This is a genomic window from Cellulomonas sp. zg-ZUI22 (assembly GCF_017353535.1).
GTDB classification, from domain to species: Bacteria; Actinomycetota; Actinomycetes; order Actinomycetales; family Cellulomonadaceae; genus Cellulomonas; species Cellulomonas wangleii.
The window spans coordinates 123,377-147,343 of record NZ_JAFMUZ010000008.1 but is presented as its reverse complement, the minus strand read 5'-3'; the positions used below and the strand labels follow the sequence as shown (position 1 = coordinate 147,343).

The window sequence follows — 23,967 nt, the reverse complement described above, 5'->3', positions numbered from 1 at the left end:
GAGGAGCGTCATGGCAGCGATCACGCTGAGCCACGTCGTCAAGGAGTACGGCGACGGGTACCCGGCCGTGAACGACGTGAGCCTGGACATCGACGACGGCGAGTTCGTCATCCTCGTCGGGCCGTCGGGGTGCGGGAAGTCGACCCTGCTGCGCATGGTCGTCGGTCTCGAGGACATCACGGGCGGCGAGATCTCGATCGACGGCGACGTGGTCAACGACAAGGCGCCGCGGGACCGCAAGCTGGCGATGGTGTTCCAGAACTACGCGCTGTACCCGCACCTGAGCGTGTTCGAGAACATCGCGTTCCCGCTGCGGCTCGACAAGGGCAAGTTCTCGGAGGCGGAGGTGCGTGAGCGCGTCGAGCGCGCCGCCGACACCCTGGAGCTGCGTGAGCACCTCGACCGCAAGCCCGCCAACCTGTCCGGCGGGCAGCGGCAGCGGGTCGCGATGGGGCGGGCCATCGTCCGCGAGGCGCGCGCGTTCCTCTTCGACGAGCCGCTGTCCAACCTCGACGCCAAGCTGCGCGGCCAGATGCGCACCGAGATCTCCCGGATGCAGCGCCGGCTCGGCACCACGACCCTCTACGTCACGCACGACCAGACCGAGGCGATGACGCTCGGCGACCGGGTGGCCGTGTTGAAGAAGGGCGTGCTGCAGCAGGTCGCCAGCCCGCGGGCGCTGTACGAGCAGCCCGTCAACCTCTTCGTGGCCGGGTTCATCGGGTCGCCGCCCATGAACTTCCTGCCGGGAGAGGTCGACGGTGACGTGCTGCGGCTGCCGCTGACCGAGGTCCCCCTGACCGACGAGCTGCGCGCCCGCATCGGCGACCGCCGGGTCGTCATCGTCGGTCTGCGCCCGGAGCACCTGGAGGACGCGGACATGCTCGACGACGACACCCGCGCGGGCGGTGTGACGTTCGGGGCCGACGTGGACGTCGTCGAGTGGCTGGGCGCGGAGCTCTACGCGTACGTGCCGTTCGAGACGCACGCCTCGGTGGAGAAGACCCTCGAGGAGCTCGACCGCGACCTGGACGGCGAGGGCATGCGGACCCAGCTGGTCGCGGCGCTCGGCTCCGAGGCGCGGGTCCGCGACGGTGACACCGCCGAGCTCTGGTTCGACCCGGCACGGCTGCTGATCTTCGACCCCGAGACCGGCGAGAACCTCACGTACGACGCGGAGTCGGCCCGCCGGTCCGACGAGGAGAGCGTCGAGGAGCGTCGCCGGACGACGGAGCGTGCGCACCGCCGCGCCGAGCGCGCCCGCGAGCCGGCCGCCTGAGCCCCGGCGTCGCGCCGTCCCGGCAGGCCCGGGGCGGCGCGACGCGGCACGACGGTCAGTCCTGCGGGACCACGCCCGGTCCGGCGCCGATGTCGCCGACGACGCGCGCGACGCGCGCGCGGCCGTCGGCCAGGGCGTACTCCAGCGCGACGATCGCGCACCGGCCGGCCGCGATCTCGTCCGCGAGCGACACGGAGTACCCGTGCAGCTGGCGCGCGGTGTGCAGGACGTGCTCGTGGCCGAGCGTGGCCGCGTCGAACGAGTCCAGCGGCCGCCCCGAGGCCGTGAGGCCGACGATCGACGGGATCACGCGGTCCACCACGGCCTGCACGAAGCCGGGCGGGACGTTCCCGCTGGTCATCGCGTCGACGGTGGCCGCGACCGCACCGCACGAGTCGTGCGCGAGGACGACCACGAGCGGGGCGCCCAGCACGTTGACGCCGTACTCGATCGACCCGATGACGGTCGTGTCGAGCACGTGCCCGGCCGTGCGGACCACGAAGAGGTCGCCCAGGCCCTGGTCGAAGATGATCTCGGCGGCGACCCGGCTGTCGGAGCAGCCGAACACCACGGCGAAGGGGTGCTGCTCGCTGCTGACCTCGGTGCGACGGTCGATCCCCTGCGAGGGGTGCAGCATCCGGTCCTCGACGAACCGCAGGTTGCCGGCGCGCAGCTCGGCCCACGCCTCGGCGGGCGTCGTCGGTGTCGTGGTCGCAGCCGTCATGCGTCGGTGCCCTCCGTCGTGTCGGTCGGTTCCTCGAGCTCGTCGCGTCGGGGCGGGTTCGCACCCGGGCGGGACACCGTGATCGCCGCGATCCGGGCGCAGCGCTCCAGGACGGCCTGCACCGTCGCGGCGTCGACGTCGTGCAGCGCGGCGCGCCGGTCGGCGCCGAGCAGGCCGGCCTCCCACAGGCCGTCGACCAGGCCACCCATGAACGAGTCGCCGGCGCCGACCGTGTCGGCCACCGTCACCCGGGGCGCCGCGACGGACAGGCGTGCGCCGGCCGACGTGACGGCGAACGCGCCCTCGCCACCGTGCGTGACCACGACCAGGGCGGGGCCGGACCGGCTCCACGCCTCGGCGATCTCGGCCGGCGCGACGCCGGGCCGCAGCCACGCCAGGTCCTCGTCGCTGACCTTGACGACGTCCGCGAGGGCCACCAGGCGCTCGACGACCGGCCGGACGGCGGCCGGGTCGCCCATCAGCGCCGGGCGCAGGTTCGGGTCGTACGTGAGGGTGGACGTGGCGCGGCGGCTCGCGAGGAGCGCGGCGACCTTCGCGGCACCGGGTGCGAGCACGGTCGCGATCGAGCCCGTGTGCACGACCAGGGGCGCGTCGTCGTCCTCGTCCCACGACGAGGGCAGGTCCCACTCGAGGTCGAACTCGTACGTCGCGACGCCCTCGGCGTCCAGGTGGGCGGTGGCCACCGGGGTGCGGACCGCGGCGCGGTCGCCGCGCAGCACGTGGACGCCCGAGCGCTGCAGGTGGCGGCGCACCAGGTCACCGTCCGCGTCGTCGCCGAGCCACGTCAGCAGGTCGGCGCGCCTCCCGAGGCGTGCCAGGCCGAGCGCGACGTTCGCGGGGCTCCCGCCCGGGTGCTCGTCACGCGTCCCGTCCGTGCGCCGCACGGCGTCGACCAGGGCCTCGCCGACCACCAGGGCACGTGCCTCGCCGGTCACTCGTCGTCCTCCGTGCCGCCGCTGCCGCGGGCGGCCGTCAGCCGTGCGCGCGCGCCGTCGAGCCACTCCTGGCAGCGCGCGGCCAGTGCCTCACCGCGCTCCCACAGCGCGAGCGACTCCTCGAGCGTCCCGGCGCCGGACTCGAGCCGGGCGACGATCGCGACGAGCTCGTCGCGCGCCTGCTCGTAGCCGAGGTCCGCCGGGTCCGGGAGGGTGGGGGCTGGGTTCTCGTCGCCGGCTGCGCCGGCCGTGTCGGGTCGTGCCACGCGCACAGTCAACCAGCCGACCAGCGCACCTGCCGCGCCGTCCCGCGTCGTCGCCCGTGCGCCGCGCACCGTCCCGGCCGGCGGGCCGTCACGGTGCGACGTCGGCCGCGAGCTCGCCCGCCGCGACGCGCACCCGCAGCCGGTCACCCGGGGCGACGTCGTCGGGGCTGCGCACGACCGCGCCGTCGGCGCGCTGCACGACCGCGTACCCGCGCTCGAGCGTCGCGGCGGGGGACAGGGCCCGCACCTGCCCGGCGAGACGCGCCGTGGCCGTCGCGGCCTGCGCCAGCGCGGCGTCGAGCACCGTGCGGCCGCGCCCGGTGAGCCGGTGCAGCGTGTCCTCGTGGGGGTCGACGAGCGTCCCGGGCCGGGCCAGCACCGGGCGGCTGCGCAGGTTCGCGAGCCCGGCCTCCTCGCGGGCGAGCCGGTGGGTGACGGCCGCGCGGGTCCGCGACCGTGCCTGCACGATGCGCGCGCGCTCCTCGGTGACGTCGGGCACGACGCGCTTGGCGGCGTCCGTCGGCGTCGAGGCGCGCAGGTCGGCGACGAGGTCCAGCAGGGGGGCGTCCATGTGGTGCCCGATCGCGCTGACCAGCGGCGTGCGGCACGCGGCGGCCGCACGCACGAGCGTCTCGTTGCTGAACGGCAGCAGGTCCTCGAACGAGCCACCGCCGCGCGCGACGACGATGACCTCGACGCGGGGGTCGGCGTCGAGCTCCGCGACGGCCGCGCTCACCTCCGGCACCGCGCTGGGGCCCTGCACGGTGACGCGGCGGATCTCGAACTGCACGGCGGGCCAGCGGGCGCGCGCGTTGGACACGACGTCGTGCTCGGCGTCGCCCTGCTGCGCGCACACCAGCCCGACGACGGCGGGCAGGAAGGGCAGCGGACGCTTGCGGGACTCGTCGAACAGGCCCTCCGCCGCGAGCACGCCCTTCAGGTGCTCGATGCGGGCCAGCAGCTCGCCCAGGCCGACCAGCCGCACCCGGTCGGCCGCGAACCCCAGCGAGCCCTTCTTCACCTGGTACTGGGGGCGGGCGTGCACCACCACGTGCGCGCCGTCCGTGAACCGCTCGCCGAGGCTCATCGCGGCGACGGCCGGCAGCGTCACCGACAGCGACATGTCGAGGTCGGTGTCGCGCAGCGTGAGGAACAGCAGGGAGTTCCAGCGCCGGACGTTGAGCACCTGGCCCTCGACCCAGACGGGCGGCATGCGCGCCACGTAGTCCGCGACCTTGGGCGCGAGGTGCCGCACGGGCCACGGGCGCTCGGGTGTCGTGTCCGCGGCCTTGAGCGGGAGCGGCAGGGGGGCCGCGGGCGGTGGGGCGGGTGCGCTCGTCTCGTCCTGCACGCCCCCAGCCTGCCGCACGCCCCCGACACCGCCGACCACGGGTGCGCGTCCCGGTGCGTGGGACACGGACCTCGCGAGACCGGGCGCACCTCGCTCACGCGGTGCCACGGGCGACCTGGGCCCGCTCTCGCGGGGCACGCGTCTCACGCGGTGGCGGGAGGCGAGGGGGAGCGGGGTGGAGTCGTGGAGGTCGGGTGACGGTGGCCGCCGTCACCCGGGTCGTCCGGGACGCCCGGCCTAGACTGGACCGGTGACCTCGACCGCCCCCGGCCCTGATCTCCGCGCCGACGTTCCGCCGGCGCGCAAGCGCGTGCTGCTCGCGGCACCCCGCGGGTACTGCGCGGGCGTCGACCGCGCGGTCGTCGCCGTCGAGAAGGCGCTCGAGCACTACGGCGCCCCGGTGTACGTCCGCAAGGAGATCGTGCACAACCGGCACGTCGTCGAGACGCTCGCCGCGCGCGGGGCGGTGTTCGTCGACGAGACGGACCAGGTGCCCGAGGGCGCGCGCGTCGTCTTCTCGGCGCACGGCGTCTCGCCGGCGGTCAAGGCCTCCGCGGCGGCGCGCAACCTGCAGACGATCGACGCGACGTGCCCCCTAGTGACCAAGGTGCACAAGGAGGCCGTGCGGTTCGCCGCGGACGACTTCGACATCCTGCTCATCGGCCACGACGGCCACGAGGAGGTCGAGGGCACGCAGGGTCACGCGCCCGAGCACATCCAGGTCGTGAACTCCCCGGCCGACGCGGACCACGTCGAGGTTCGCGACCCGGAGCGGGTCATGTGGATCTCGCAGACGACGCTGTCGGTGGACGAGACCATGGAGACGGTCCGCCGCCTGCGCGAGCGGTTCCCGCACCTGCAGGACCCGCCGAGCGACGACATCTGCTACGCCACGCAGAACCGCCAGGTCGCCGTGAAGAAGCTCGCGCCCGCGTGCGACGTCGTCATCACCGTCGGCTCGGCCAACTCGTCGAACTCGGTGCGCCTCGTCGAGGTCGCGCTCGACGCGGGTGCCCGCTCGTCGTACCGCGTCGACAAGGCCGCCGAGATCGACCCCGCCTGGCTCGAGGGCGCGACCACCGTCGGCGTGACGTCGGGCGCCTCGGTGCCCGAGATCCTCGTGGCGGACGTCCTGGCGTTCCTGGCCGTGCACGGCTTCGCCGACGTCGAGGAGGTCCGCACCGCGACGGAGGACCTCATGTTCTCCCTGCCGCGCGAGCTGCGCGCCGACCTCAAGAAGGCCGGGGAGCCGGCGGGGCGCCCGCGGCCCGACGGTCGCCGCCGGCTGGACGTCCAGCCCGTCTGACGTCCGACCGCGCACCGCGCGCGACGTACCGCGCACCGCTCGCCGGCGCCGCGCGGCCCCCGGCACGCGGACGTCGCCGGTGCTCATGTGACGCCGCGGCGGGCGGCATCCCGCACGCGGCGGTGCCGGCTGCCGTGGTGATCAGGCGGTCGACGCGTCCCCGTCGGCCGCGCGCCGCCGTGCGACCTCGTCCTGCAGCGCCCGGTCGTCACGGCGCCCGGCCGGGTCGCCCAGCACGAGGTCGTCCAGCGCCACGACCTGCTCCGCCGCCGACGCGACGAGCTCCGGCGCGCTCAGGGCGGTCAGCCGTGGGTTCGCCGGCCCGGGCGTCGGCAGGTCACCGTCGACGACGTGGAGGTCGGCGAACCGGCGGGCACTGACCAGCACGCGGGACTCCAACGACCCGACCGCCTGGTTGTACGCACCGGCGGCCGCGTCGATCGAGCGGCCGAGCCGCGCCAGGTGCGTGCCCATCGTCGCGAGCCGTCCGTGCAGCTCCTTGCCGAGCGTGAGCACCTGCTGCGCGTTGGCCGCCAGCGCGTCCTGCCGCCACGCGTACGCCACGGTCCGCAGCAGCGTGAGCAGCGTGACGGGTGTCGCGATGACGACGTTGCGCTCGAACGCGTACTCGATGAGCGTCGGGTCCTGGTCGGCCGCCGCGTGCAGGAACGACTCGGCCGGCACGAACATCACGACGAACTCCGGCGCGGGGGCGAACTGGTCCCAGTAGCGCTTGGAGGCGAGGTCGTCGACGTGCTTGCGCACGTGCCGGGCGTGCGCCGCGAGCCGCTGGGCGCGCACCGTCTCGTCGTCCGTCTGCGCGGCGTCGAGGAACCCCAGGAACGCGACCTTCGCGTCGACGACGACCTGCTTGCCCCCCGCGAGGCGCACCACCATGTCCGGGCGCTGCAGCCCGTCGTCCGTGCGCACCTGCTCCTGCTCGACGAAGTCGACGTGCGCGAGCATCCCCGCGGCCTCGACCACGCGCCGCAGCTGCACCTCGCCCCACCGGCCGCGCACCTGCGACGAGCGCAGCGCCGTGACGAGCTGCGACGTCTCGCCCCGCAGCTGCTCGGACGCCGCCCGCATCGCGCGCACCTGCTCGCCCAGCGCCGCGTTGCCCTCGACGCGGGCACGCTCGGCCTCGACGAGCTCGGTGCGGACGTGGTCGAGCGTGCGGGCGAGGGGCTCGACCATCGCGCGGACCGCCTGCTCGCGCTGCGCGAGCTCACCCACCTGCGTCTGGTGCTCGGCCGCGAGCCGCTGGTGGGCCAGGGCGAGGAACTGCTCGCTGGTCGCCGCCAGCGCCTCGTCCGCCAGCGCCCGGAACCGGTCGCCGGCGCCGGCGCGCTCCGCCTCGAGCCGTGCCAGGGCACGGGCGGCCTCGACCTCCGCCGACCGCACCCGCTCCTCGGCGGCGCGGGTCGCGCGCGATGACCCCACCACCCACGCCACGACGGCGCCCAGGGCGGCACCGACCAGCAGGGCGGACAGGAGCAGCGGGAGGGCTGCGGTACCGAGCACGGGATCCATGGTGCGCAGCGTGCCAGAGGGGACCGACAGGGCCCCGTCGTCCTGCCGCCGTGCCCCTGCTGTGCCCCAGCCGTGCCCTTGCTGTGCCCCTGCCGTGCCCAGTCCCGGGACGGAGGCCCGGTTCCGTCGCGCGACCGATCCGCCCGCCCGTGCCCGCGCCCTAGTGTCGATCGCGTGACCACACCAGACGCCGTCCCACCACCCGCTCCGGGCCCCGTCCCGGGCCCGTCCGGTGCGCCCGGGGTCGCGCCGACGACGGCCGCCCCCGGTGCCCCGTCCCCCCGACCCGGCGCGCCCGCCCTCGCCCTGCAGGGCATGTGGCGGCGCTTCGGTGACAAGGTCGCCGTCGCCGGCATCGACCTGACCATCCCGTCGGGCTCGTTCTACGGCCTGGTCGGCCCCAACGGGGCGGGCAAGACGACCAGCCTGTCCATGGCCACCGGTCTGCTGCGGCCCGACGCGGGCACCGTCCTCGTGCACGGCGTGGACCTCTGGGCGAACCCGGTCGAGGTCAAGCGGATGCTCGGGGTGCTGCCCGACGGGGTGCGCCTCTTCGACCGCCTGACGGGTGCGCAGCTCGTCACGTACGCGGGGCTGCTGCAAGGCCTGGAGCGCGCGACGGTCGCGGCCCGCACCGACGACCTGCTCGCCGCCGTCGGCCTGTCGGACGACCGCGACACCCTCGTCGTCGACTACTCCGCGGGCATGACGAAGAAGGTCGCGCTCGCCTGCGCCCTGGTGCACGCGCCCCGCGTCCTCGTGCTCGACGAGCCGTTCGAGGCGGTCGACCCCGTGTCGGCCGCGAACATCCGCGAGATCCTGCACCAGTACGTCGCGGGCGGCGGGACCGTGGTCGTGTCGTCGCACGTCATGGACCTCGTGCAGCGCATGTGCGACCACGTCGCCGTCATCGCCGAGGGCCACGTGCTCGCCGCCGGCACCGTCGACGAGGTGCGCGCCGGTCGTTCGCTCGAGGAGCGGTTCGTCGAGCTCGTGGGCGGCCGGATCACCGGGGAGGGGCTCGCGTGGTTGCGCACCTCGTCCGACTGAAGCTGACGCTGCTGCGCAACGCCCTGCGCCGCAGCGCCTGGCAGGTCGTGGGCGTCGTCGTGGGCGCGCTGTACGGGCTGTCCGTGCTGCTGGCGGCCGTCGTGGGGCTCGTGGCCCTCGGCTTCGTCGACGTCGCGGTCCGCTCGGACGTCCTCGTCGCCGTCGGGTCCGTGGTCGTCCTGGGCTGGTGGGTCGTGCCGCTCCTGGCGTTCGGCGTCGACTCCACCCTCGACCCCCGGCGCTTCGTCACCTTCGGCGTCCCGCGCCGCGACCTGCTCGTCGGGCTCACGCTCGCGGGCCTGATCGGCATCCCCGGGATCGTCACCACGGTCAGCGCGCTGGCCATGCCGCTGTCGTGGTGGCGCGAGCCGGCCGCGGCGCTCGCCGCCCTCGTCGGCGGCGTGCTCGCGGTGCTGGCGTGCACCATCGGTGCCCGCGCCACGACGACGGCGCTGGCGCCGCTCATCGGCCGACGCCGGGTCCGGGAGGTCGTCGCGGCGCTCGCGATCCTCCCCGTGATGTTCATCGGCCCGATCCTCAACACCGTCGCCGACCAGGCCTCGGCCGTCGACGGGCTGGGGTCCGTGGCACGCGTCCTGTCGTGGACGCCGCTGGGTGCTCCGTGGGCGCTCGCACCGGCCGTGGCCGTCGGCGACTGGGCGGGTGCGCTGGCCCGGCTGGTCATCGCGGTGGCGACCGTCGCGCTCGCGCTCCGCGTGTGGTCGTGGGCGCTGGACCGCACGCTGACCGAGCCGGTCAGCGCGGGCGGTGACGCGCGCGCCCGCGGGCTGGGGTGGTTCGGCCGGGTGCCCGCCACCCCGACCGGGGCCGTGGCCGCGCGCGCCGTCACGTACTGGATGCGCGACCCGCGGTACTCGATGGCCGTGGCGGTCGTGCCGGTGCTGCCCGTGTTGCTGGCGTTCGCGGCGCCCGGCGGCGAGCTCGTGCTCATCGCCGGCCCCGTGGCGGCGTTCTTGATCGGCTGGAGCATCTCGGCGGACGTCGCGTACGACGGCACGGCCTTCTGGACCCACCTGGCGGCGCCGCTGCGCGGGGTGGCCGACCGGTGGGGGCGGGTGGTCGTGGCGGGCGCCGTCGGGCTGTTCGCGACGGTCGTGCTGGTGGTCTCCACCGCCTGGTACGCCGACCGCTGGGACGCGGTGCCCGCGCTGCTGGGCGCGGGTCTCGGCCTGCTGCTGACGGCCCTCGGCGGTGCCAGCGTGGTGTCGGCCGCCTTCGTGTACCCGGTGCAGCTGCCGGGGGAGAACCCGTTCGCCAGCAAGCAGGGTGCGGGCTCGGCCGCCTTCACGTCGCAGATGGTGGGGTCCCTGGCGGTCGGCCTGCTGGCCTCGCCGACCCTGATCCTCGCCGGGCTCGGCGTGGGGCGCGGGTCGGCGCCGTTCGGCTGGGCCGCGCTCGGCGTGGGGGTCGTCCTGGGGGTGGTCGTGCTCCTGGTCGGCGTGCGGCTCGGCGGCTCGATGCTCGACCGACGGGGGCCGGACCTGCTGCAGCGCATGCGGGCGTTCGCCTGACGCACGCGGCGCCGGGGCAGCCCGGCGCCGCGGCGGCGACCCCGCGGCAGGAGGACCCTCCGACGCTGCGTAGACTCGACGCCCGTGGCTCTCACGATCGGCATCGTCGGCCTGCCCAACGTCGGCAAGTCCACCCTCTTCAACGCGCTCACCCGCGCGCAGGTCCTCGCGGCGAACTACCCGTTCGCGACGATCGAGCCGAACGTGGGCGTCGTCCCGCTGCCGGACCCGCGCCTGGAGACGCTCGCCAAGATCTTCGGCTCCGAGCGGATCCTGCCGGCGACGGTGTCGTTCGTCGACATCGCCGGCATCGTCAAGGGTGCGAGCGAGGGCGAGGGCCTGGGCAACAAGTTCCTGGCCAACATCCGGGAGGCCGACGCGATCTGCCAGGTGACGCGCGCGTTCGCCGACCCGGACGTCGTGCACGTCAGCGGCAGGGTGGACCCCGAGGGCGACATCGAGATCATCGCGACCGAGCTGGTCCTGGCCGACCTGCAGACCCTCGAGAACGCGATCCCGCGCCTCGAGAAGGAGGTCCGCGGCAAGAAGACGGCCCCCGAGGTGCTCGACGCGGCGAAGCGCGCGTACGCGGTGCTGGAGACCGGGCAGACCCTGTTCGCCGCCGGTCTGGCAGACGACGAGCACGTGCGCGCGCTGCAGCTCATGACGGCCAAGCCGTTCATCTACGTCTTCAACACCGACGACGCCGGCCTGGCCGACACCGCGATGCAGGAGCGGCTGCGCGCCCTGGTCGCGCCCGCCGACGCGATCTTCCTCGACGCGAAGTTCGAGTCGGAGCTGGTGGAGCTCGACGAGGACGAGGCGCGCGAGATGCTCGAGGCCAACGGCCAGGAGGAGTCCGGTCTGGACCAGCTCGCCCGCGTCGGCTTCCACACCCTCGGCCTGCAGACGTACCTCACGGCCGGTCCCAAGGAGTCGCGCGCCTGGACGATCCGCCAGGGCTGGACCGCCCCGCAGGCGGCCGGCGTGATCCACACGGACTTCCAGAAGGGCTTCATCAAGGCCGAGGTCATCTCGTTCGACGACCTCGTCGAGGCCGGTTCGGTCGCCGCCGCGCGCGCCGCCGGCAAGGCCCGCATCGAGGGCAAGGACTACGTCATGCACGACGGCGACGTCGTGGAGTTCCGCTTCAACGTCTGAGGCAGGACCGGGACCGCCCGGGGGTTCGGCAGGCTCCGGCGCAGCGATCGGCGAGGGACCACGGCGGGTCGCCGGCCCTGATCACCGGGTCCGGCCCGTCCGTCGGCTCCGCTGCTAGCGTTTATCTCGACATCGAGATACTTCGGAGGTGCGGTATGAGGCTCCACCACGTCCAGGTCGCCATGCCTCGCGGCGAGGAGGCCGAGGCGCGTCGCTTCTACGGTGAGGCTCTGGGGCTGGAGGAGGTCCAGAAACCGCCGTCCCTGGCCGGACGCGGCGGGTGCTGGTTCCGTGCGCACGACGGCGAGGTCGTCGTCGCCGAGATCCACCTCGGGGTCGAGGACCCGTTCGTCCCTGCCGCGAAGGCCCACCCCGGTCTCGTCTGCGCCTCGCCGGCCGAGCTGGACGCCACGGCCGATCGCATCCGTCGCGGAGGCTACGAGCTCTCGTGGGCGGAGCGGGACACGTTCGAGGGGTACATCCGCTTCCATGCCCGCGACGGTTTCGGGAACCGTGTCGAGGTGATGACCCCGACGTCGTGAAGCGAGCGGTGCCCAGCGGACCGTCGGGCGTGCGAGCCGGGCTGCGGGATCGTCAGTCCGCGCGCGGCGGGCGGCGGACCTGCTTGAGCTCCGAGCGTTCCCGCTCGTCCTGCAGCCGTCGTCGCCTGGGCCCGGGGTGACGTGCCGGTCGTGCACCCCGACATCCTGGTGCCGCGAGCCCGCGATCGCGGGCGTGGGCGGCCGCGCGCGCCGACGACCTGCAGTGACACCGCGTGAGCCGTCGTGGGGCGCTGACCGCACCGCCCGACCGGGAGCCGAGGGTCCTGGTTACCGAGGTGTTGCGTCTCAGTTTCTGAGACGTACTGCCCAGTATCGAATCCGTAACGATCGATTCCAGCCCCGGGCTGCGTCCCAGATGCCGGGATTTCGCGTTGTACTGTCGCTCGCATCCACCGTGGATGTCCGGTCAGGTGTGCCTCGATGGCAGCGCCGGATGCCATGCCTTTCAGGAGGAACATTGAGGACGACACGCAGGTCAACGGCGGTCGTGGCGCTCGCCACGACGGCACTCGTGCTCGCGGCGTGCACGAGCCCCGAGGCGAGCGAGCCGGCCGCCAGCCCGTCGGCTGACGCGACCGAGGAGGCGAGCACCACCGCCAAGGAGGACCTCGGGATCACCGAGACCGCCGACGGTGAGATCTTCTACTCGGTCGGCCAGGACGAGTGGACCGGGTACAACGCGTTCACCGCGGACACCTACTCCACGTACAACTCGGCCGTGAGCGACCGCATCAACCCCGGTGGCTTCTTCTACTTCGGCACCGACGGCACCATCTACCCGAACGAGGAGTTCGGCTCCGCCGAGGTCGTCTCCGGCCTCGAGGGCGACGAGCCGCTCGTCATCGAGTACACGGTGAACGACGACGTCAAGTGGTCGGACGGCAACGCGATCGACTACGCCGACTTCCTCTTCGAGTGGGTGGCGCAGAACCCGGCGTGGCTGTCCCCGGACCCGAAGGCCCCGGTCTTCAACCACGTCTCGGGCACGGACTACACGCAGACCAACGTCCCGACCGGCCCGCAGGGTGAGGCCGGCGACATGACCTTCACGGTCGAGTACGCCGAGAAGTACCCGGACTGGAAGCTCGTCACGGGCGCCTACCTGCTCCCCGCGCACGTCGTCGCGGAGCAGATCGGCATCACCGAGGACGACCTCGTCGCCGCGATCAAGAACGAGGACGTCGAGACCGTCACCAAGGCGGCCGAGTTCTGGAACAACTGGCTCTCGCCGACGCCGGGTCAGCTCCCCGACCCCGCCATCGCGCCCTCGGGCGGCCCCTACCAGCTCATGGAGGGTGGCTGGACGGCCGGCCAGTCGATCACGCTCGAGGCGAACCCGAACTACTGGGGCACGCCCGCGGCGACCGACCGCCTCACGATCCGCTTCCTCGCGGCCGACGCGCACCTGCAGGCGCTCGCCAACGGTGACCTCAACGTCATCGAGCCGCAGGCGACGGTCGACACCGTCAGCCAGCTCGAGGGCCTCGGCGACCAGGTCAAGGTCCAGACGGGCCAGAACCTGACGTGGGAGCACCTCGACTACAACTTCAACAACGGCGTGTTCTCCGACGCCGAGGGCGGCCTGGCCGCTCGCGAGGCATTCGCCTACTGCGTCCCGCGGCAGCAGATCGTCGACACGCTGATCAAGCCCGTCGACGAGGGCGCGGTCGTCATGAACACGCGTGAGGTCTTCCCGTTCCAGGACGACTACGACGAGGTCGTCGAGGCGTCCTACGACGGCCGTTACGACGACGTCGACCTCGACGCCGCCAAGAAGAAGCTCGCCGAGGCCGGCGTGACGGAGCCCGTCACGGTCCGCATCGGCTACTCGGCGCCCAACCCGCGTCGTACCGAAGAGGTCGCCCTGATCAAGGCCAGCTGCGACCAGGCCGGCTTCGACGTCCAGGACGTCGGCTCGTCCGACTTCTTCTCCAACGCTCTGGTGAACGGTGACTACGAGGTCGCGCTCTTCGCGTGGGCCGGGTCGGGCCAGATCGCCTCGGGTCAGAACATCTACTCGACGGACTACCCGCAGAACTACGGCGGCTACTCCAACACGAAGGTCGACGAGGCGTGGTCCGCGCTGGCCGCCTCGCTGGACCCGGAGGTCCACCTCGAGCAGACGAAGGTGATCGAGAAGGAGCTGTGGGACACGCTCTACGGCATCCCGGTCTTCGCTCACCCGGGTGTGATTGCTCACACGTCGGACATCGACAACGTCCGGTTCACCGCGACCCAGAACGGCGCTCTGTGGAACGCCGACCAGTGGCAGCGGGCCAAGTGAGCCTGAACGGCCGCTGACGACGCCGCCGGCCCCGGCCGGCGCACGCAGCACGCACGGTGGGGCAGGGGTTACCCCCTGTCCCACCGTGCGCGCGTGAGCGCGTACGATTCGGCACCGTGATCCGTGGGCCCGGGTCCGCCGGACGCCATCAGGCGTCGGCCGGACGACCCCCCGAACCGGGCGATAGAAGGGTTCGAAGCGTTGACCAGATTCATACTGCGCCGCCTGGGTATCTCCGCCCTGGTGCTGCTCGGCGGCTCGGTGCTCATGTTCGTCCTCACGATCAACTCGGGCGACCCCCTGCAGGACCTGCGTGAGTCGAACGATCCCAACCGCGACAACCTCATCGCCCAGCGGATCACGACCATGGGCCTCGACCTCCCGTGGTACCAGCGGTACTGGCAGTGGCTGACCGGAGCCGCGGGATGCCTCGTCGGTCGTTGCGACCTCGGCACCAACCGCGCCGGCGTCGAGGTCAGCAGCATGCTCGAGAACGCCGCCAGCTCGACGCTGCGCCTGGTGGTGGGGGCGACGCTGCTCGCCATCGTCGCCGGTGTCTTCTTCGGCATCCTGACGGCGATCCGGCAGTACTCCGGCTTCGACTACGTCGTCACCTTCTTCGCCTTCCTCTTCTTCTCGCTCCCCGTCTTCTGGGCCGCCGTGCTGCTCAAGGAGTACGGCGCCATCCGGTTCAACGACTGGATCGCGGACCCCTCGGTGAGCACGTTGACCACCATCCTCATCGGGTTGGTCCTGGGCTTCGTCGTCCAGGCCGCGCTCGGCGGGGACCTGCGGCGTCGGCTCATGACGGGCGGCGGGACCGCCCTCTTCGTCGTCGTCGCCATCACCTACTTCGACGCCGTCGACTGGTGGCGACGACCCGCCCTCGGCCTGCCGGTCGTCGCGCTCGTCAGCATCGGCGCCGGCGCGCTCATGGTGGCCCTGACGAGCGGGTTCGGTAACCGCCGCGTCGTGCGGGCCGTGGGCGCGACCGTCGGGCTCGGGCTCGTGTCCTACCTCGCGTTCGGCGGCGTCCTCGCGGACCCGACCTGGCCCATCCTCTTCGGCCTGTACGCAGTCGCGGTCGTGATCGCCCTCGCGTGCGGCTGGTTCCTCGGGGGCTTCTCGCGGCGCACGGCGATGTGGGCCTCGTTCGTCACCGCCAGCGTCATGGCGGGCACGGTCGTCATGGACAAGGCGCTCGGCGCCTGGGCCGGCTACCTGCAGCTGCAGCCGCGGCCCATCTCCACGATCGGCTCGCAGACGCCGAACTTCGACGGCACGTTCTGGCAGGACTTCCTCGACAAGGGGACGCAGCTCATCCTGCCGACGGTCGTCCTCACGCTGATCTCCCTCGCGTCGTACACGCGGTACACCCGCGCGTCGATGCTCGAGGTGCTGGAGCAGGACTACGTGCGCACCGCGCGGGCCAAGGGCCTGAGCGAGCGTGAGGTCATCAGCCGTCACGCGTTCCGCAACGCGCTGATCCCGCTCACCACGATCGTCGCGTTCGACTTCGCCGGCCTGATCGGCGGCGCGGTCATCACCGAGGCCGTCTTCGGCTGGAAGGGCATGGGCGAGCTCTTCCGGACCGGCCTCACGCAGGTGGACCCCGGTCCCGTGATGGCGTTCTTCCTCGTCACAGGCGTCGCTGCCGTGGTCATGAACATGCTGGCCGACATCAGCTACGCCTTCCTCGACCCGCGGATCCGGCGGTGAGCCCCGTGAGCAGCGCGGCCCACCCCGTCCCCACCGCGACCGGAGCGCACCATGACTGACCCGAACTCGCACGAGGCCCACGAGGCCATCGTCCCCATGCCGGGCGGCCAGGGGGCCGACCCCGGCAGCCTGCAGCCCGTGACCCGGGTCGAGGACGACCTCGAGGGCGCCACGACCGACCGGTCCTACTCGCAGGGGCAGCTCGTGCTGCGCCGGTTCCTGCGGCACCGCGCGGCGATGATCTCCCTCGCGGTCCTCGTGTTCGTCACGGTGCTCGCGTTCACGTCCATCGGCGTGGGCCCGATCCCGGGGTGGTGGAAGTACAACTACCTGCAGCCGGTCGAGGTGATCAACGGCGGTCGCCCCACGCTCTCGCTGTGGCCCTTCCGGATCGGGGAGCACCCCTTCGGCCAGGACACGATCGGGCGCGACTGGTTCGCCATGGTCATGCGCGGCACGCAGCGCTCGCTCATCATCGCGTTCGTGGTCGGCATCGTCTCGACGCTCGTCGGTACGGCCGTCGGCGCACTCGCGGGCTACTACCGCGGGTGGGTCGAGGCCCTGCTCATGCGCATGACGGACCTGCTCATCGTGATCCCGCTGCTCGCGCTGGCCGCGGCGCTCGGCCAGATCTCGGGCGGCCGCAACATCTTCGTCCTGGCGATGGTGCTCGGGCTCGTGACCTGGACCGGTCTGGCGCGCCTCGTGCGCGGCGAGATCCTGTCGCTGCGCGAGCGCGAGTTCGTCTCGGCGGCCCGCGCGGTCGGCACGTCGCCGGCGCGCATCATCGTCAAGCACATCCTGCCGAACACGCTGGGCACGATCATCGTGGCGGCGACGCTGTCGATCGCGTCGGCGATCCTGCTGGAGACTTCGCTGTCCTACCTGGGCTTCGGCGTCAAGCCGCCGGACACCTCGCTGGGTCTCCTGATCTCCGACTACCAGAACGCGTTCACGTCGCGTCCGTGGCTGTTCTGGTGGCCCGGCATCTTCATCCTCGGCATCGCCCTCGCCGTCAACTTCATCGGTGACGGCCTGCGCGACGCGTTCGACCCGCGCCAGAACAGGAAGAAGGACTGATGACGGTCACCACCGATGCCGGCACCACGCCGAGCGACGACCGTGTCCTGAGCTTCGAGGGCCTCGACGTCCGGTTCAGCACCGAGTTCGGCTCCGTCCACGCCGTCAAGGGCATCTCGCTCGACGTGCGCCCGGGCGAGGTCGTCGCGCTCGTCGGCGAGTCGGGCTCCGGCAAGTCGGTCACGTCGATGACCGCACTGGGCCTCCTGCCGAAGAACGCCCGCGTCGGCGGGAACGTCGAGGTCGCGGGCAAGTCGGTCGGCTCGCTCGACAGCCGTGGCCTGCGGCGGCTGCGCGGCAACGACGTGGCGATGGTCTTCCAGGAGCCGATGACGGCACTGAACCCGGTGCTGACGATCGGCCTGCAGATGAGCGAGGCGCTCGAGCTGCACGGGATCGCCTACGGCCGCGCCGCACTCGACCGCGCGGTCGAGCTGCTGCGGATGGTGGGCATCCCGGAGCCGGAGCGACGGATCAAGCAGTACCCGCACGAGCTGTCGGGCGGTCAGCGGCAGCGCGTGGTCATCGCGCTCGCGATCAGCTGCAACCCGCGGGTGATCATCGCCGACGAGCCGACCACGGCCCTCGACGTCACCGTCCAGGCCGACATCCTCGACCTGCTGCGGTCCCTGAAGGACCAGCTCGACACCGGCATCCTGCTGATCACCCACAACATGGGTGTGGTGGCGGACATGGCCGACCGGGTGGCGGTCATGTTCAAGGGCGAGATCGTCGAGCGGGGGACCGTCGACGAGGTGCTCAACCGCCCGCAGCACCCGTACACCCGACGGCTCCTCGAGGCCGTGCCGCACCTGGGGCGCGGCCCCGGCCAGTTCGGGACGTCGCGGCACGCCGCGGAGTCCGTCGACACGACCAGCGCGCCCGCGCTCGAGGTCAAGAACGTCGTCATCGAGTACCAGCGCACCGGCAAGCCGCCGTTCCGTGCCGTCGACGACGTGTCGTTCGACGTCCGGCAGGGTGAGGTCGTCGGCCTCGTGGGGGAGTCCGGCTCGGGCAAGTCGACCCTCGGCCGGGCCGCGCTGGGACTCATCGAGCCCGCCGCCGGCGAGATCTCGCTGTTCGGCGACCGCTTCACGGGGATGAACGCCAAGGCCTCCAAGCGGCTGCGCCGGCGGATCGGCGTCATCTTCCAGGACCCGGCCGCGTCGCTGAACCCGCGCCTGCCGATCGGTGACGTCATCAGCGAGCCGATGATCGTGCACGGTGTCGGCGACCGTCGGTCGCGCCAGAAGACGGTGTACGAGCTGCTCGACGCCGTGCACCTGCCGCGCAGCGTCTTCAACCGGTACCCGCACGAGCTCTCCGGCGGTCAGCGCCAGCGGGTCTCCGTGGCCCGCGCGCTCACGCTCGAGCCGGAGCTCCTCGTCGCCGACGAGCCTACGTCCGCACTGGACGTGTCGGTGCAGGCCAGCGTGCTGGCGATGTTCACCGAGCTGCAGGAGCGGTACAAGTTCGCGTGCCTCTTCGTCTCGCACGACCTCGCGGTCGTGGACCTGCTGGCGCACCGGGTCGTGGTGCTGCGCGACGGGAAGATCGTCGAGCAGGGCGACCGCGAGCAGGTGCTCCAGCACCCGCGCGAGGAGTACACGCAGCGGCTGCTCGCCGCCGCGCCCGTGCCCGAGCCGGGCGAGCAGCGTCGGCGGCGCGAGGAGCGGCACCGCCTGCTGGAGAGCCTCGGTGACGAGGTCACCGCGCTGCAGGTCGACCCGGCGCGCGAGCACGGACCGCTCGACGACAGCACCCGCGAGTAGTCGGGCCCGCGGTAGGGGGTGCGTCCGTCCGGCCTGCTCCGGGCGGGCGCACGCGCGGGCGCGGGCGTGCTCACGCTGCTCGCGGAGACGTGACGGGCGCCGGCGGCGTCGTCCTGGCAGCGCTCGTGGTGCGCACGCGCCTCGACCCGGACGCCGCACGTCAGCGGGCGGGGCTCGCTCCGGTCTGTCGTGCGTCGTCCGCTGGCGCCCGTCTCGTCGGTGTCCCTCCTGGTCTCGTCCGTTCCCACCGGTCCGGACGGATTCGGGGCTCTTGTGGGGTCAAGTCCGCGCGTTCGGTCGCCGATGTCCCGGTGTGCGTGGCAGGGTCCCGTCCGGGCGGCGGGAGCGCCGCGGACGGTGCAGGAGGAGCACGGTGACGAGCAGGTGGACGAGGGTGCCGGCGGCATCGCGACGGACGGCGGCAGCCGTGGTGCTGCTGCTGGGGGCCACGACGGCGGCGTGCAGTGCCGACCCGGTGGACCCCGAGCGGGCCGGGACGGTGGTCGTCACCACGGACCTGCCCTTCGCCTCGCTCAACGGGGGCACGCCTGCGGGCCGCTCCCCGGGCAGCGTCCTGGTGCGCGGCCTGGTGCAGTCCGGGTTCACGACCCTCGGCCCGGACGGCTCCGTCACTCCCGACCCGACGTTCGGCACGGTGGAGAAGGTCGCCGACTCCCCGCTGACCGTGCGGTACACGGTCGCGCCCACGGCCACCTGGTCCGACGGCGTCCCCGTCACCCCGGCCGACCTGCTGCTGGAGTGGGCCGCCCGCAGCGGGCAGCTCGACGAGGTCGTGCCGGAGCTCGGTGGTGACGGCGAGCCGGTCGAGCCCGCGGACGACGTCGTCCTGTTCGGGGCGACGTCGGCCGCCCTGGTGCGGGCGTCGGCGGTGCCCGTGGTGGACGGTGCCACGCTCACCGTCGTGTACGACGTGCCGGTGGCGGACTGGCAGGTCGCGCTCGACGTGAACCTGCCCGCGCACGTCGTGGGCCGCCTCGCGCTCGACCCCACGGCGCCCGCGTTCCCGGCCCCGGCCCCGGCGCCGACCCCGACGCCGTCCGACGGCGCCGCACCGACGGGGGAGGGAACCACGTCGCAGCCCGCACCGTCCGCGTCGGCGGCGAGCACTCCTGCGCAGGGCACCCCGACGCCGGGCACCCCGACGCCGGGCACCCCGACGCCGGGCACCCCGACGCCGGACGCCACCACGGGCGAGGGCGGGGGAGAGGTGCCCGACACCTGGGCGCAGGCCGTCGCGACCGCCGTGCAGCAGCAGGACCGGGCCGCGCTGACGGCGATCTCCCGTGTGTGGCGGGCAGCCGGGCGCGCCGGTGACGTCGGGGCCGACCCGACACTCACCACCACCACGGGCCCCTACGTGCTGACACGCGTCGACGCGGACGGTGTGGAGGTGGCGCGCAGCGCGGCGTACACGGGCGCCGCACCGGCGGCCTTCGACCGGGTCCGCGTCCGCACGGACCTCGACCCGCTGGCGCAGGTCGAGGCGCTCGCGTCGGACGACGTCGACGTCGTCGCACCGGTCAGCACGGCGGACGTGCTCGCCGGCGCGGAGGCGCTGGAGGACGTCGCGCTGCGCACGGGCGGCGACGCCGTGCTGCAGGTGGTGCTGCAGGAGGCGGGCGGCGGTGTGTTCGACCCCGCGGCGCACGCCGCGGACCCCGACCCGGCGGCCACCGCGGCCGCGCTGCGCCGCGGCTTCGTCGGGAGCGTGCCGCGCGCGGACGTCGCCGACGTCGCGGTCCGGCCCCTGTGGGCGCGGACGGAGCCCTCGGACGTGGTCGCCGCCCAGGTGGGCCCCACGGCGCCGACGGTCCGGGTGCCGGACGTGCCGGCGGACGGGGCGACGGCGGGCGGTGCGACGTCGGACGGTGCGCAGGACCCCCCGACGGTCCGGGTGCTGACGAACCGGTCCGACCCGGTCCGGGCGGCGGCGTTCGAGCTGCTGTCCGACGCCGCGGCCGAGGCGGGCTACCGCGTCGTGGCGGTGGCGGCCGACGACCCGGCGCGCGCACTGCGCACGCGGGCCGAGGACTGGGACGCGGCGCTCGTCCCCGTCGCGCAGGAGGAGCTGCCGGTCGCGGGCTTCGTCTCCCGGTGGCGCACCGGCGGCGCCACGAACGTCGGCGGGCACGCCGACCCCGCGCTGGACACGGCCCTGGACGCGCTGGCGGGGCAGCCGGACGCGGAGGCTGCGGCCGACGCGGTCCGCGCCGCCTCGCAGACGCTGCTGGACTCCGGCGCGGTGCTGCCCGTCGTGCGCACGCCCGTGCTCACCGTCGCCGCCGTGCGCGACCCCCAGGACGCCCGGGGGCTGCCCGTCGTGGCCGACGTGCCGCCCCTGACGCCCGCTGCGGCGGACCTCACATGGTGGTGGGACTGGACACGGCGGTAAGGTGGGACGCTGCGCCGACGCCCGGCGCACCCCCCAGCCCACTGAGATGAGTACCCGCATGCCCGCAACCGACCAGGCCACCGGCGCCGCCGTGCGCTCCGACCTGCGCAACGTCGCCATCGTCGCGCACGTCGACCACGGCAAGACGACCCTCGTCGACGCGATGCTCTGGCAGTCCGGCGCGTTCGGTGCGCACGACCACGTGGACGAGCGCGCGATGGACTCCGGTGACCTGGAGCGGGAGAAGGGCATCACGATCCTCGCGAAGAACACGGCGATCCGGTACTCCGGACCCGCCGCCGCGAAGATCGGCCAGCCCGACGGTGTGACCATCAACGTCATCGACACCCCCGGCCACGCCGACTTCGGTGGCGAGGTCGAGCGCGGCCTGTCGATGGTCGACGGCGTCGTCCTGCTCGTGGACGCGTCCGAGGGCCCGCTCCCGCAGACCCGCTTCGTCCTGCGCAAGGCGCTCGCCGCCAAGCTGCCCGTGATCCTGCTCGTCAACAAGGTCGACCGCCCCGACGCGCGCATCGACGAGGTCGTCCACGAGGCGACCGACCTGCTGCTCGGCCTGGCGTCCGACCTCCAGGAGGAGGTCCCGGACCTCGACCTCGACGCCATCCTCGACGTGCCGGTCGTCTACGCGGCCGCCAAGGTCGGCAAGGCGTCGCTCGAGCAGCCCGCCGACGGCGGTCTGCCGGACAGCCCGGACCTCGAGCCGCTCTTCGCGACCATCCTCGAGAAGATCCCCGCGCCGTCGTACGACCCCGAGGCGCCGCTGCAGGCGCACGTCACCAACCTCGACGCCTCCCCGTTCCTCGGGCGCCTCGCGCTGCTGCGCATCCACAACGGCACGCTGCGCAAGGGGCAGACGGTCGCGTGGGCGCGCCACGACGGCACGATGCAGAACGTGCGCGTCACCGAGCTGCTGGAGACCAAGGCGCTCGACCGTGTCCCGACCGACCAGGCCGGCCCGGGCGAGATCGTGGCCGTCGCCGGCATCGAGGACATCACCATCGGTGAGACCCTCACGGACCCCGACGACCCGCGGCCGCTGCCGCTCATCACGGTCGACGACCCCGCGATCTCGATGACCGTCGGCATCAACACCTCCCCGCTGGCCGGCAAGGGCGGCAAGGGCCACAAGGTCACCGCCCGCCAGGTCAAGGACCGCCTCGACCGCGAGCTCGTCGGCAACGTCTCGCTGCGCGTGCTGCCCACCGAGCGCCCCGACGCGTGGGAGGTGCAGGGCCGTGGCGAGCTCGCGCTGGCGATCCTCGTCGAGCAGATGCGCCGTGAGGGCTTCGAGCTCACCGTCGGCAAGCCGCAGGTCGTCACGAAGAAGGTCGACGGCCAGGTCATGGAGCCGACCGAGCGCATGACGATCGACGTCCCCGAGGAGTACCTCGGTGCCGTCACGCAGCTGCTCGCGCAGCGCAAGGGCCGCATGGAGACGATGAGCAACCACGGCACCGGCTGGGTGCGCATGGAGTTCGTCGTCCCGGCGCGCGGCCTCATCGGCTTCCGCACCCGGTTCCTCACCGACACGCGCGGCACCGGCATCGCGTCGTCCATCGCCGAGGGCTTCGAGCCGTGGGCCGGCCCGATCGAGACCCGTGTCAACGGCTCGCTCGTGGCCGACCGGTCGGGTGTCGCGACGCCGTTCGCGATGCTCAACCTCCAGGACCGCGGCACGTTCTTCGTCGAGCCGACCTCCGAGGTGTACGAGGGCATGGTCGTCGGCGAGAACGCGCGCAACGAGGACATGGACGTCAACATCACCAAGGAGAAGAAGCTCAACAACATCCGCTCCTCGACGTCGGAGTCCTTCGAGAACCTGGTGCCGCCGCGCAAGCTCACGCTCGAGGAGTCCCTCGAGTTCGCCCGCGAGGACGAGTGCGTCGAGGTGACGCCCGAGGTCGTGCGGATCCGCAAGGTCGTGCTCGACCAGACCGAGCGGGCCCGCCAGACCGCGCGCAACAAGCGCGCCTGACCCGCGGACGGTGGCACGAGCATGACCGGCGGACTCCTGGCGGTCCACGCGCACCCCGACGACGAGACGCTCGCGACCGGGGCGCTGCTGGCGACGTGGGCCGCCGCGGGGCGTCCCGTCACCGTCGTGACGGCGACGCGCGGGGAGCGCGGCGAGGTCATCGGCAGGCGCTGGGCCCACCTCGAGGGTGACGGCCCGGCGCTTGCCGCGCACCGCGAGGACGAGCTGGCCGCCGCGCTGAGTGCCCTGGGCGTGCGCGACCACGGGTTCCTCGACGAGGCCGTGGCCGCGGAGGTCCACTACGAGGACTCGGGCATGGCGTGGGTGGGGGTCGGTCGCGCCGCGGCGCCGGACGACGTCCCCGTCGACGCCTTCGCGTTCGCCTCCCTCGAGGAGGCCGCGGACGCGCTGGCGCGCCTGCTGCGCTCCCGTCGGCCGGCCGTCGTGGTGACCTACGAGCCCGGCGGCGGCTACGGGCACCCCGACCACGTCCGTGCGCACGAGGTCACGACGCTGGCGCTGCAGCTCGCTGCTCGCGAGGACGACACGTACTCGCCCGCCCACGTCGTCCCGGTGGTCCTGTGGTCCGTGGCCGGCCGCGTCGCCCTGCGGCGCGCGCAGGTCGCACTCGCCGGTGACGCCGTGCTGGCGGCCCTCGGCGCGACGATCGAGTCGCTCACGCTGCCGGACCCGTCCGCCGAGCCGCCCTCGATGGCCGTCCCGGACGACGAGGTCGACCTGCTCGTCGACGTCGCGCCCGTCCGGGACCGCGTCCTCGCAGCCCTGCGCGCGCACGCGACGCAGGTGCAGGCCGTGCGCCCGGTGGCCGGTGAGGACGCGCTGGTCGGCTGCTACGCGCTGAGCAACGCCGTGCTGGCGGCCGTGCCCGCCGAGGAGGCCTACCGTTACGCGACCGGCAGCCTGCGCGCCGAGGAGGCCGGGCTGACCTGGCCGGCCGGTGTGCGGCCGGTAACCTGACGCC

General features: G+C 73.4%; 18 protein-coding genes. 13 read left to right on the top strand and 5 right to left on the bottom strand.

Annotated elements, in window-relative coordinates; translation table 11 throughout:
* Positions 1 to 10: 10 nt before the first annotated feature.
* The gene (locus tag J1G43_RS16730) at positions 11 to 1,279 is read left to right on the top strand and encodes an ABC transporter ATP-binding protein (protein ID WP_207378876.1); all 1,269 of its coding nucleotides are present in this window, start codon (positions 11 to 13) and stop codon (positions 1,277 to 1,279) included.
* Between the two features lie 55 nt (positions 1,280 to 1,334).
* Here the strand turns inward: J1G43_RS16730 and J1G43_RS16725 are convergent, their stop codons facing one another.
* From J1G43_RS16725 to xseA, 4 genes are all read right to left on the bottom strand, one after another.
* Entirely contained in the window at positions 1,335 to 2,003 is a 669-nt protein-coding gene (locus J1G43_RS16725; protein ID WP_207341586.1) for a carbonic anhydrase, read from the bottom strand.
* On the bottom strand, positions 2,000 to 2,959 hold the full coding sequence (locus tag J1G43_RS16720) for a carbohydrate kinase (RefSeq protein ID WP_207378875.1): 960 nt from the start codon (positions 2,957 to 2,959) through the stop codon (positions 2,000 to 2,002). Before J1G43_RS16720 ends, J1G43_RS16725 begins: the two co-directional genes overlap by 4 nt.
* Entirely contained in the window at positions 2,956 to 3,225 is a 270-nt protein-coding gene (locus tag J1G43_RS16715; protein WP_207341588.1) for an exodeoxyribonuclease VII small subunit, read from the bottom strand. Before J1G43_RS16715 ends, J1G43_RS16720 begins: the two co-directional genes overlap by 4 nt.
* Positions 3,226 to 3,313: 88 nt before the next feature.
* Positions 3,314 to 4,576: an exodeoxyribonuclease VII large subunit gene (xseA, locus tag J1G43_RS16710; protein ID WP_207378874.1), complete on the bottom strand. Its 1,263-nt coding sequence runs from the start codon at positions 4,574 to 4,576 to the stop codon at positions 3,314 to 3,316.
* 250 nt (positions 4,577 to 4,826) lie between these two features.
* On the opposite strand from xseA, the gene J1G43_RS16705 reads away from it, so the two are divergent.
* Positions 4,827 to 5,882 (top strand): 4-hydroxy-3-methylbut-2-enyl diphosphate reductase, encoded by a 1,056-nt coding sequence (locus J1G43_RS16705; protein WP_249670811.1) that lies wholly within the window; start codon positions 4,827 to 4,829, stop codon positions 5,880 to 5,882.
* Between the two features lie 141 nt (positions 5,883 to 6,023).
* Here the strand turns inward: J1G43_RS16705 and J1G43_RS16700 are convergent, their stop codons facing one another.
* The gene (locus J1G43_RS16700; RefSeq protein WP_207378873.1) at positions 6,024 to 7,415 is read right to left on the bottom strand and encodes a DNA recombination protein RmuC; all 1,392 of its coding nucleotides are present in this window, start codon (positions 7,413 to 7,415) and stop codon (positions 6,024 to 6,026) included.
* Positions 7,416 to 7,589: 174 nt separating this feature from the next.
* On the opposite strand from J1G43_RS16700, the gene J1G43_RS16695 reads away from it, so the two are divergent.
* The 11 genes from J1G43_RS16695 to J1G43_RS16645 all read left to right on the top strand — a co-directional run bounded on the left by J1G43_RS16695 (position 7,590) and on the right by J1G43_RS16645 (position 23,963).
* Entirely contained in the window at positions 7,590 to 8,465 is an 876-nt protein-coding gene (locus tag J1G43_RS16695; RefSeq protein WP_207378872.1) for an ABC transporter ATP-binding protein, read from the top strand.
* Positions 8,441 to 9,997 carry a hypothetical protein gene (locus tag J1G43_RS16690; protein WP_207378871.1) on the top strand — a complete coding sequence of 519 codons (1,557 nt, stop codon included), beginning with the start codon at positions 8,441 to 8,443 and terminating at the stop codon, positions 9,995 to 9,997. The genes J1G43_RS16695 and J1G43_RS16690 overlap by 25 nt, the downstream gene beginning before the upstream one ends.
* 84 nt (positions 9,998 to 10,081) lie before the next feature.
* The gene (gene ychF / locus J1G43_RS16685) at positions 10,082 to 11,158 is read left to right on the top strand and encodes a redox-regulated ATPase YchF (protein WP_207341593.1); all 1,077 of its coding nucleotides are present in this window, start codon (positions 10,082 to 10,084) and stop codon (positions 11,156 to 11,158) included.
* Between the two features lie 155 nt (positions 11,159 to 11,313).
* The gene (locus tag J1G43_RS16680) at positions 11,314 to 11,700 is read left to right on the top strand and encodes a VOC family protein (protein ID WP_207378870.1); all 387 of its coding nucleotides are present in this window, start codon (positions 11,314 to 11,316) and stop codon (positions 11,698 to 11,700) included.
* Positions 11,701 to 12,208: 508 nt separating this feature from the next.
* On the top strand, positions 12,209 to 14,005 hold the full coding sequence (locus tag J1G43_RS16675; RefSeq protein ID WP_249670812.1) for an ABC transporter family substrate-binding protein: 1,797 nt from the start codon (positions 12,209 to 12,211) through the stop codon (positions 14,003 to 14,005).
* A 201-nt stretch (positions 14,006 to 14,206) separates the two neighbouring features.
* Positions 14,207 to 15,724 carry an ABC transporter permease gene (locus J1G43_RS16670; RefSeq protein ID WP_207341596.1) on the top strand — a complete coding sequence of 506 codons (1,518 nt, stop codon included), beginning with the start codon at positions 14,207 to 14,209 and terminating at the stop codon, positions 15,722 to 15,724.
* Positions 15,725 to 15,775: 51 nt separating this feature from the next.
* Positions 15,776 to 16,804, top strand: a complete 1,029-nt coding sequence (locus tag J1G43_RS16665) for an ABC transporter permease (RefSeq protein WP_242635914.1) — start codon at positions 15,776 to 15,778, stop codon at positions 16,802 to 16,804.
* Positions 16,804 to 18,576 carry an ABC transporter ATP-binding protein gene (locus tag J1G43_RS16660; protein ID WP_207341597.1) on the top strand — a complete coding sequence of 591 codons (1,773 nt, stop codon included), beginning with the start codon at positions 16,804 to 16,806 and terminating at the stop codon, positions 18,574 to 18,576. Before J1G43_RS16665 ends, J1G43_RS16660 begins: the two co-directional genes overlap by 1 nt.
* A gap of 373 nt (positions 18,577 to 18,949) precedes the next feature.
* Positions 18,950 to 20,989, top strand: coding sequence for an ABC transporter substrate-binding protein (locus tag J1G43_RS16655; protein ID WP_207378869.1), 2,040 nt, complete (start codon positions 18,950 to 18,952; stop codon positions 20,987 to 20,989).
* Positions 20,990 to 21,047: 58 nt separating this feature from the next.
* Positions 21,048 to 22,985: a translational GTPase TypA gene (typA, locus tag J1G43_RS16650; RefSeq protein WP_207378868.1), complete on the top strand. Its 1,938-nt coding sequence runs from the start codon at positions 21,048 to 21,050 to the stop codon at positions 22,983 to 22,985.
* 21 nt (positions 22,986 to 23,006) lie between these two features.
* Entirely contained in the window at positions 23,007 to 23,963 is a 957-nt protein-coding gene (locus J1G43_RS16645) for a PIG-L family deacetylase (RefSeq protein ID WP_207341600.1), read from the top strand.
* The last annotated feature ends 4 nt before the right edge of the window (positions 23,964 to 23,967 follow it).

What these genes read in the sequence shown, in the direction of transcription:
- J1G43_RS16645 (WP_207341600.1), top strand. Translation starts at nt 23,007, where the DNA reads ATGACCGGCGGACTCCTGGCGGTCCACGCGCACCCCGACGACGAGACG.
- J1G43_RS16730 (WP_207378876.1), top strand. Translation starts at nt 11, where the DNA reads ATGGCAGCGATCACGCTGAGCCACGTCGTCAAGGAGTACGGCGACGGG.
- J1G43_RS16680 (WP_207378870.1), top strand. Translation starts at nt 11,314, where the DNA reads ATGAGGCTCCACCACGTCCAGGTCGCCATGCCTCGCGGCGAGGAGGCC.
- J1G43_RS16700 (WP_207378873.1), bottom strand. Translation starts at nt 7,415, where the DNA reads ATGGATCCCGTGCTCGGTACCGCAGCCCTCCCGCTGCTCCTGTCCGCC.
- J1G43_RS16660 (WP_207341597.1), top strand. Translation starts at nt 16,804, where the DNA reads ATGACGGTCACCACCGATGCCGGCACCACGCCGAGCGACGACCGTGTC.
- J1G43_RS16725 (WP_207341586.1), bottom strand. Translation starts at nt 2,003, where the DNA reads ATGACGGCTGCGACCACGACACCGACGACGCCCGCCGAGGCGTGGGCC.
- J1G43_RS16665 (WP_242635914.1), top strand. Translation starts at nt 15,776, where the DNA reads ATGACTGACCCGAACTCGCACGAGGCCCACGAGGCCATCGTCCCCATG.
- typA (WP_207378868.1), top strand. Translation starts at nt 21,048, where the DNA reads ATGCCCGCAACCGACCAGGCCACCGGCGCCGCCGTGCGCTCCGACCTG.